The organism is Mesorhizobium sp. M7A.F.Ca.MR.148.00.0.0 (assembly GCF_003997735.1).
Taxonomy (GTDB): Bacteria; Pseudomonadota; Alphaproteobacteria; order Rhizobiales; family Rhizobiaceae; genus Mesorhizobium.
In genome coordinates this window covers 1-8365 of record NZ_RZTB01000021.1, presented here as the reverse complement: position 1 = coordinate 8365, position 8365 = coordinate 1, and the positions used below count along the sequence as shown (strand labels likewise).

The following is an 8365-nucleotide window of genomic DNA, read 5'->3' as shown; positions in this document are numbered from 1 at the left end:
GCTGTCGGAGGAGCCGAGACTGCTGCGGCGATGGTGCGCGCAAATGCCCGCAGGGCAGGTATCAGGTCAACGATGGAAACTTCATTGGTTTCCTGGTCGGCCAAAAGGCAGCCTCCGGATGACAATGGTCCAGCTCCCAGAAGAAAGAGTGTATGAACGCAGCCCCAGCTAAATGCATGGAAGTTTGGTTCGTTCCTCGTGCTGGAGACAACTCTTCATAAATTGTGCGCAGGTTGAGCTATCTGTCATCGGATCGGCGCGCACCATCGCCGCAGCAGTCTCGGCTCCTCCGACAGCGGTGTCTCCAGCGTCCATTTTTTACGGGAACAAAGCTGCTCACCGGCAGTTTGATGGCTTGACCACTTTAACCTTCCGGTATCGATCGAGGATCTGTCATGGCCAAATCCGCTCGCCCCTCCGCTCGCCAATCGGCAAGTGGACTGGATCAGAATAGCGCGCGCGGAAATGGCGGCGAGTTGCACCAGATCGCGGGGGACGACACGCCTGCGCTCACGACGGCGCTCGGAACGCCTGTCTCCGACGACCAAAACACATTGCGGATCGGCGAGCGCGGACCATCGCTGATCGAGGACTTTCACTTTCGCGAGAAGATTTTCCACTTCGACCACGAACGCATCCCGGAAAGGGTCGTTCATGCCCGCGGCTACGGCGCGCATGGTTATTTCGAGACCTACGAGTCACTTGCCAAATACACACGTGCCGACATTTTCCAGCGAGTTGGTGAAAAGACGCCGGCATTCGTTCGTTTCTCGACGGTTGCCGGCAACAAGGGCTCGTTCGATCTCGCCCGCGACGTGCGCGGCTTCGCGGTCAAGCTCTACACCAAGGAGGGCAATTGGGATCTCGTCGGCAACAACATCCCGGTCTTCTTCATCCAGGACGCCATCAAGTTTCCCGATCTGATCCACGCCGCCAAACAGGAGCCCGACCGCGCCTTTCCGCAGGCACAGACGGCGCACGACAATTTCTGGGACTTCATCAGCCTGATGCCGGAATCGATGCACATGGTGATGTGGATCATGTCGGATCGCGCGATCCCGCGTTCCTTCCGCTTCATGCAAGGCTTTGGTGTGCACACATTCCGCCTCGTCAACGCGAAGGACGAATCCACCTTCGTCAAATTCATCTGGAAACCGAAGCTCGGCATGCAATCGGTGGTCTGGAACGAGGCGGTCAAGATCAATGGTGCCGATCCCGACTTCCATCGCCGCGATTTGTGGGAGGCCATACAGGCCGGCAATTTCCCGGAATGGGAGTTGACGGTGCAACTGTTCGATCAGGCATTTGCCGACAGTTTCGACTTCGATATCCTGGATGCAACGAAGATCATTCCGGAGGAGATCCTCGAACCAATTCCGGTCGGTCGGCTGGTGCTCGACCGGATGCCGGACAATTTCTTCGCCGAGACCGAGCAGGTGGCGTTCATGACGCAGAATGTGCCGCCCGGAATCGATTTCTCCAACGATCCGCTACTGCAAGGCCGCAACTTCTCTTATCTCGATACCCAATTGAAACGGCTGGGCAGCCCGAACTTTACCCATCTGCCGATCAACGCGCCGAAGTGCCCGTTCGCCCATTTTCAACAGGACGGGCACATGGCCATGCGCAACCCGGCCGGTCGTGCCAACTATGAGCCGAACTCATGGGGACTGGGACCGCGCGAGGATCCGCAGCGTGGCTTCCGTTCTTTCGCCGATGCCGAAGAAGGGCAGAAAGTACGTCTGCGCGCGGAGAGCTTCGCCGATCACTACAGCCAGGCCCGGCAATTCTTCAACAGCCAGACACCACCGGAGCAGCGTCACATCGCGATGGCGCTGACGTTTGAACTGAGCAAGGTCCAGGCGCCGGCGATCCGCGAGCGCATGGTTTCGCATTTGTTGAACATCGATGAAACGCTGGCGACCACGGTCGCCGATAAGCTCGGCATCCGTGACATGCCCCAACCTGCCGAAGCCGCCGTTCTGCCGCGCGATGACTTGCCGCCGTCGCCGGCGCTTAGCATCATCCAAAATGGACCCAATAGTTTCGAAGGCCGCAAAGTCGGTGTCATGCTTAGCGATGGAGCCGATGTCGCGCTGTTCGAGGAACTTCGTTCCGCCATCGAAGCGGAAGGCGCGGTGATGGAGGTGGTTGCGCCCAAGGTGGGCGGCGTCGAAGCCGCCGACGGCACTCACATCGAGGCAAGGCACATGATCGACGGCGGTCCGTCCGTGTTGTTCGACGCGGTGGTGCTGCTCCTCTCCGAGGCGGGCGCCGAGTTGCTGGCCAAGGAGGCCGCTGCGAAGGATTTCGTGTCTGACGCGTTTGCGCACTGCAAGTTCATCGGCTTCACCCCGGGGGCCGAGCCGCTCCTGGCCAAAGCAGGCGTCGCTCCCGATGCCGATGAGGGGCTGATAGCATTGGATACGGCAGCCTCGGTCGAGACATTTGTGCAGTCGTGCCGCAAACTGCGGCTCTGGGCAAGGGAGGCGGCTGTAAAGCTTTGACGCGATAACAGCCGGCAAGCGATGCCGGCTGCCGCAATCTGGGTGGTTCGCCTCCTAGCCTTCTGGCACGGCGCCCTATGATTAGCTGCTCTTTCTAGCTGCTTGTTCTCGCTGCTTTTTCAAAACTTCGTCGGTTCCGACCAGCTTCTTCGCTCCACCCGGAATTGCTGTGGATACGACCGCAGGCGGATCGCTGGCCGGAAAAGAATCTTCCAATCCTGCCTGTAACTGATCCTCGAGTGTTTGGGGTTCTTCGGAGCGGCCGGGCGTTCTGCGACTTTCTATGTTCTCCAGCGGCTGTTTCTTTTTTGGCGAATCGTTCGCGTCTCGAATCAAGGAATATAACTGCTCGATCGCTAATTCCTTAATAGTTTCGAAGTCCGCACGATCGTCTTTTGCTTCTTCGATGCGATTGACCATGGCTTTCTCGAACCGCTCAAGACTTTCACTCCCACAGGCATGGGAAAGACGCAGCAAAGCCTCGTGCAGCATTAACGGAGCGAAATGGGCCGACGCCTCAAGCCTGAGTTGTCTTAGACGATCCGGAGTGGCGGCCTGCAACTTCGACATGGACAACCTCCTTTCTCCCACAAGCGTCTCAACGACAATTGACCGCCGATGTTCCACCGCGCCTGAACATCCTTCCCGCCCGGCGAGCTACAGGAACCAGCTTGCCACCAGTCCCGCCGACGCTGCAAAGATCGCCAGGGTCGTCACGCCGCCCAGAATGTTCGTGCTTGTGCTGTTCACCTTGTCGCCCATGATCTTGCGATTGTTGGTCATGATGAGGATGAGAAGCAGCAGCGGCGGCGTTGAAAATCCTTGCACGATGCCGGACCAGACGAGAGCTTTCATCGGGTTGAAGCCGAAGAAATTGAGGCCCACCGCCACCAGCGTTATGACCCCGATCACGATGTAGAATTTGGGAGCCTGCCGGGGTTTGGCATGCAAGCTATTCTTCCATCCCATCGCCTGGGCGAAATCGAAAGCAGCGCCAGCGGTCATGATCGGCACGGCCAGAAAGCCGACGCCAATTACACCGGCCGCAAAGAGAATGCCGGCAGCGTCGCCAGCAAGCGGCCGCAGCGCTTCGGCCGCCTGTGCCGCTGTCTCGATCTGCGTCTGCCCGGCCTTGTAGAGCGTCGACCCTGTCGAAAGGATGATGAAATACATGATCAGATTGGAAAACGTCATGCCGATCAGGATATCGCGGCGGGATCGGCGCAGCTCGCCCTCGGTGGCGCCTTTGCGCTCTTCGAGGCTCGTTCGACCCTTGGCGATCTCCTCCTCCACCTCCTGATTGGACTGCCATGTGTAAAGGTATGCGGAGAGCGTGGTCCCGACGATGGCGACGAGGATGGACAGGTATTCTCGGCTGAACTCGATTTTTGGCAACAGCGTGCCACGCAGAACGGAGGCTGCATCCGGTTTGGCAAGCACCGCGGAGACCACATAGGCGAGCAGAGCCAGAGCCAGCCACCGGAACACATTTCGGATCAATTTATACGATCCGAACACCTGCAGGGCAAAAATGACGACCGCAACGGCAATGACGACCAAGGGAGCAGGCAGAGGAACGAACAGCACGATGGCCGCCGACATGGCGCCAAGATCGGCGGCTGCCTCGATCGTGTTGCCAATCAGCACGCCCACCAGCACGGACCATAGCAGCCAGCGCGGATAGAAGTCCGATATGACCTTGAAAAGCCCGCGACCCGAAACCTGGCCAAGTTTGGATGAAAGATAGACGACGACATACATCATCGGCAGCGTGACAGGTGCCGTCCACAGCAGGTCGGGCCCGAACCGGGCTCCGGCGCTCGCGTAGGTACCGATGGCCGAGCAGTCGTCATCGGCCGCCCCGGTGATCAGACCAAGCCCGAGAGCCCGAACGACGCCGCCTTTTTTTTGGCCGCTTGCCCTTTGGCCCGCATCAGGTGGCTTGTTCATTGAAGGCGCGTCTTTACCGGGGCCACGCAACAAATCATGACGAACTTCCAATCGGATGCCGATGAAGCAGCCGTTTCAAGCTGCATGAGATCGAATTCGAACCTCTGGTCAGTCTTTTTGTTCCTGGACACAGTCCCGGCCCGCGACGGCGTTTCATCCGATGCGGGTTCTTGCGGCGGAGCCGAACATCCAAGCGAATGCTCCGCTCCACTGAAGAAGGGTGTCGGAGCCTGTCATTCAGGCGACTTGGCACAAAACTTTCCCCGAAAGAAAATCCCGCGGCGCCAAAGTCGAGTGTTCGGCCCAGCCCGTTCATCCGCTTGGTCAGCGGCTCGTACCGCCGCCGATCGCCATCCGTAAGCCGAGGCCGATGATGAGAGAGCCGGCGAGCCGCTGCTGCCAAAGCCTTGCGCGAGGGTGCCGCATGACCCATGCCCCGGCCGCGCCCGATGCCAAGGCTTCTGTGTTGCGCCAAGCAGCACCAGCTGCAACGTGACGGAGCCCCTGTGCGGATCGACAAACTGCGGCAGGAACGCAACCATGAACATCAAAGGCCAGGGATTGCTCAGATTGGCGATCATTCCTTCCCGGGCGGCGGCGAGCGGCCGCAGGGCCTTGAGGTCACCTGTGGGAATGGTTGCCGAGGATGAAAGCAGCAGCCGGACACCCAGCCAGACGATGTAGGCCGCCCCGGCCCATCGAAGCAGATTGAACGCCAGGGGCGAGGCGTGGACAAGCGAGGACAGGCCGAATGCAATCAGCGGAAGCTGCACAAGTCCGGCGCCCAGCGTCATGCCGAGCACCGTGAACAGCGCCACGTCGCGCCCCTGTCCGATGCCGCGGGCCATCACCAGCATGCTGTCGGGACCTGGCGGCACCTGCATGAGAATGACGGTTCCGACAAAAGCTATCCACAATGAGGGATCGATGGGGCATCTCCGTTAGCGCTGCCGATGACATCAAAGCGGCCAGCCGTCATCCGGGTTCCGCGGCAAATGAAAATGTCCCATCGCGAAGAACCAGGCATGAACCGTCAGATGGAACGCGGTGCCAGTCCTGGAAGTTGAAAAAAGCCGGAGCCGTTCCTGAACCGGTTTTGGAGGCCTACCCGTGCATGAACCAATAAACGCCTTCCCGCTCCCGCTGGACACGTCTCCGATGGAGGCCAAGCTTGCCGATGAAATCCCCCGGGATGGAAACCGCTGGCAGTACGAGCCCAAATGGGACGGGTTTCGCTGCCTGGCTTTCAAGAGCGACGACACCGTTGACCTGCGCGCCAAATCCGGCAAGCCGCTCGGCCGCTATTTTCCAGAAATCACGGACATTTTGCGTGACCTCAAGTGCGGGCACTTCGTCATCGACGGCGAGATTGTCATTGATATTGACGGTGAGCTTTCCTTCGAGGCGCTGCAGATGCGCCTTCACCCGGCACAAAGCAGAATCCGCAAACTGAGTTCGCAGACGCCTGCCAGTCTGATCCTCTTCGACATGCTTGCCAGGCCGGGCGGCGAGGTCATCACGGGCAAGCCACTTGTGGAAAGGCGGCGAGCGATCGAGGACTTCGTGACCTCCTCGAACAGTCCAGATCTTCGCCTGTCGAAGTGCACTTATGATGCAGCCACGGCGGCTCGATGGCTACACGGCTCCGGCCATGGATCGACCGACGGCATCATGGCCAAAGTGCTTGATGAGCATTATCTGTGCGGCGAACGTGCGATGGTGAAGGTAAAGCCGAGGCGCACCGCCGATTGCGTTGTCGGCGGTTTCCGTTATCTCGCGGACAGTCGTGAGGTTGGCTCGCTGCTCCTCGGCCTCTACAATGACGACGGCAAGCTCGATCACGTCGGCTTCACGTCGACCATCGCCAGGACCGACAGAGGAGCGCTCACGCGCCGGCTGGAAGGGCTGCGGTCAGAGCCCGGATTCACCGGCAAGGCGCCCGGCGGCCCGAGCCGCTGGAGCACGGAGCGCAGCGGACAATGGGCACCCTTGCAGCCTGAACTGGTGGTGGAGGTCCGCTTCGACCGCGTTACCGGCAATCGGTTCCGCCACGGCACCAAACTGCTGCGCTGGCGCCCCGACAAGGCGCCACGGCAATGCACGTTTGAGCAGATCGAATAGACCGCTCCTGGAAGATCGCTTCCAGAAACCTGTCACGATTTATTGTGACGAAGGAACCAACTCGGGATTCACCGGTTCGGACACCATCCACCGGAGCTACCCCGACATGCCAAATGCAGCAGAAATTCTCATCGATACGCTCGTCGCCTGGGACGTGGAGGTGGTGTTCGGCTTGCCGGGAGACGGCATAAACGGCGTCATGGAAGCGTTGCGGACGCGGCGCGACAAGATTGCCTTCGTTCAGGTCCGGCATGAAGAGTCGGCTGCCTTCATGGCATGTGCGTATGCCAAGTTGACAGGAAAGCTGGGCGTGTGCCTTGCGACGTCCGGTCCCGGCGGAACACATCTTCTGACCGGCCTCTATGACGCCAAGCTCGACCAGCTCCGGTGCTGGCGATTACGGGCATGCAGTTCCACGATCTGATCGAGACGTTCACGCAACAGGATGTCGATCTGACGCGCGTGTTCCACGATGTCTCCGTTTACAATGCACATGTCGCCGACGCCGCGCATATGGAAAACGTCGCCAGCCTTGCCTGCCGAACCGCGCTGGCGCGCAAGGGCGTCGCCCATCTTTCGATTGCCAGCGACATCCAGGAGCAGGAGAGCGATCCGTCGAAGCGCTCCAAGCGCAATCGCCCGGCGCACACGCCGCAGGATATGTTCGCCGGTCACAGCGTACCGCTGGACGTTGAGTTCGACAAAGCCGCCGCCATTCTCAATGACGCTTCACGGGTTGCGATCCTTGCCGGGCGAGGCGCTATTGGCGCTGCCGCCGAACTCGAACACACGGCGCGCCTACTGCAGGCTCCTGTCGCGATGCTGGGCAAGGCGGTGCTGCCGGACGACCATCCCTACACCACCGGCGGGATCGGCATTCTTGGAACCCTGGCTTCGCAAGAGGCGATGGAGAGCTGCGACGCGGTGCTGATTGTCGGTTCGACCTTTCCCTATATCGAATACTACCCGCAGCCCGGGCAGGCCCGTGGCGTCCAGATCGACTGCGATGCGCAGCGGATCGGCTTGCGCTTTCCGGTCGAGGCCGGCCTTGTCGGCGACGCGACCGAGACATTGCGCGCGCTCAACCAACGTCTGACGCAGAAGCCCTCCGATGAATTCCTGCGCCGTTCCCAGGAGACAATGAGAAAATGGCGCGAGATGATGCGGCAGTCGGAAGACGTGCAGGCGCAACCCTTGAAGCCACAGGCGATTGCCCGGGCGTTCGGACAAAGATTGGCCGACGACACGGTCCTGGCCACGGATTCCGGTCAGAACACGGAGCTGGCCGCCCGCCATGTCGATCTTCGCAGCGGCCAGGCATTTGGAGTGTCCGGATCGCTGGCGTCGATGGCTTGCGGTCTCGCCTACGCCATCGCTGCCGGCATAGCGTTTCCCGGTCGACCGATTGCCGCCATCGTCGGCGATGGCGGCTTTGCCATGCAGCTCGGCGAATTCTCGACGGCGGTGCGCTACAAGATCCCGCTGAAGGTTCTGGTGATCAAGAACAACATGCTCAATCAGATCGCCTGGGAGCAGATGATGTTTCTGGGGAATCCGCAATTTGGTTGCGAATTGCAGCCGATCGATTTTGCCATGGCGGCGGAAGCAATGGGCGCAAAGGGTTTTCGCATCGAGCGGGCCGATCAGATCGAGATGGTTCTCGACCAGGCTTTCGCCACGCAAGGCCCAGTCGTGATCGAAGCGCTGGTAGATGCGTATGAGCCGCTGATGCCGCCCAAAATGCCGGCAGACTACGCCAAGAACTTCCGCCAGGCCCTGCCGCGGAC

6 protein-coding genes and 1 pseudogene (1 of these 7 cut by a window edge) are annotated in these 8365 nt (G+C 60.2%); 3 read left to right on the top strand and 4 right to left on the bottom strand.

Annotation, left to right across the window (positions count from 1 at the left end):
* On the bottom strand, positions 1 to 104 hold the beginning of the coding sequence (locus EOB49_RS10790; protein WP_127380953.1) for a sigma-70 family RNA polymerase sigma factor. It extends 508 nt beyond the left edge of the window; only the first 104 of its 612 coding nucleotides appear in the window; it begins with the start codon at positions 102 to 104; its stop codon lies off the left edge, out of view.
* 291 nt (positions 105 to 395) lie between these two features.
* On the opposite strand from EOB49_RS10790, the gene EOB49_RS10785 reads away from it, so the two are divergent.
* Positions 396 to 2507, top strand: a complete 2112-nt coding sequence (locus tag EOB49_RS10785) for a catalase (RefSeq protein WP_127380952.1) — start codon at positions 396 to 398, stop codon at positions 2505 to 2507.
* Between the two features lie 81 nt (positions 2508 to 2588).
* On the opposite strand, the gene EOB49_RS10780 is transcribed toward EOB49_RS10785, so the two are convergent.
* From EOB49_RS10780 to EOB49_RS10770, 3 genes are all read right to left on the bottom strand, one after another.
* Entirely contained in the window at positions 2589 to 3077 is a 489-nt protein-coding gene (locus tag EOB49_RS10780; RefSeq protein ID WP_127380951.1) for a hypothetical protein, read from the bottom strand.
* A gap of 87 nt (positions 3078 to 3164) precedes the next feature.
* Positions 3165 to 4457 carry an Nramp family divalent metal transporter gene (locus EOB49_RS10775; RefSeq protein WP_127380950.1) on the bottom strand — a complete coding sequence of 431 codons (1293 nt, stop codon included), beginning with the start codon at positions 4455 to 4457 and terminating at the stop codon, positions 3165 to 3167.
* Positions 4458 to 4690: 233 nt separating this feature from the next.
* Positions 4691 to 5314, bottom strand: coding sequence for a LysE family translocator (locus tag EOB49_RS10770; RefSeq protein ID WP_245472628.1), 624 nt, complete (start codon positions 5312 to 5314; stop codon positions 4691 to 4693).
* Between the two features lie 253 nt (positions 5315 to 5567).
* Between EOB49_RS10770 and EOB49_RS10765 the strand changes: the two genes are divergently transcribed.
* Together EOB49_RS10765 and EOB49_RS10760 are read left to right on the top strand one after the other, a co-directional pair.
* Entirely contained in the window at positions 5568 to 6578 is a 1011-nt protein-coding gene (locus EOB49_RS10765) for an ATP-dependent DNA ligase (RefSeq protein ID WP_127380949.1), read from the top strand.
* 106 nt (positions 6579 to 6684) lie between these two features.
* Positions 6685 to 8365: pseudogene (locus EOB49_RS10760) on the top strand (thiamine pyrophosphate-dependent enzyme); the annotation flags it as partial.

Excerpts from the sequence above, each read along its gene's own strand:
- EOB49_RS10785 (WP_127380952.1), top strand. The coding sequence starts at position 396 with ATGGCCAAATCCGCTCGCCCCTCCGCTCGCCAATCGGCAAGTGGACTG.
- EOB49_RS10780 (WP_127380951.1), bottom strand. The coding sequence starts at position 3,077 with ATGTCGAAGTTGCAGGCCGCCACTCCGGATCGTCTAAGACAACTCAGG.
- EOB49_RS10775 (WP_127380950.1), bottom strand. The coding sequence starts at position 4,457 with ATGAACAAGCCACCTGATGCGGGCCAAAGGGCAAGCGGCCAAAAAAAA.
- EOB49_RS10770 (WP_245472628.1), bottom strand. The coding sequence starts at position 5,314 with ATGCTGGTGATGGCCCGCGGCATCGGACAGGGGCGCGACGTGGCGCTG.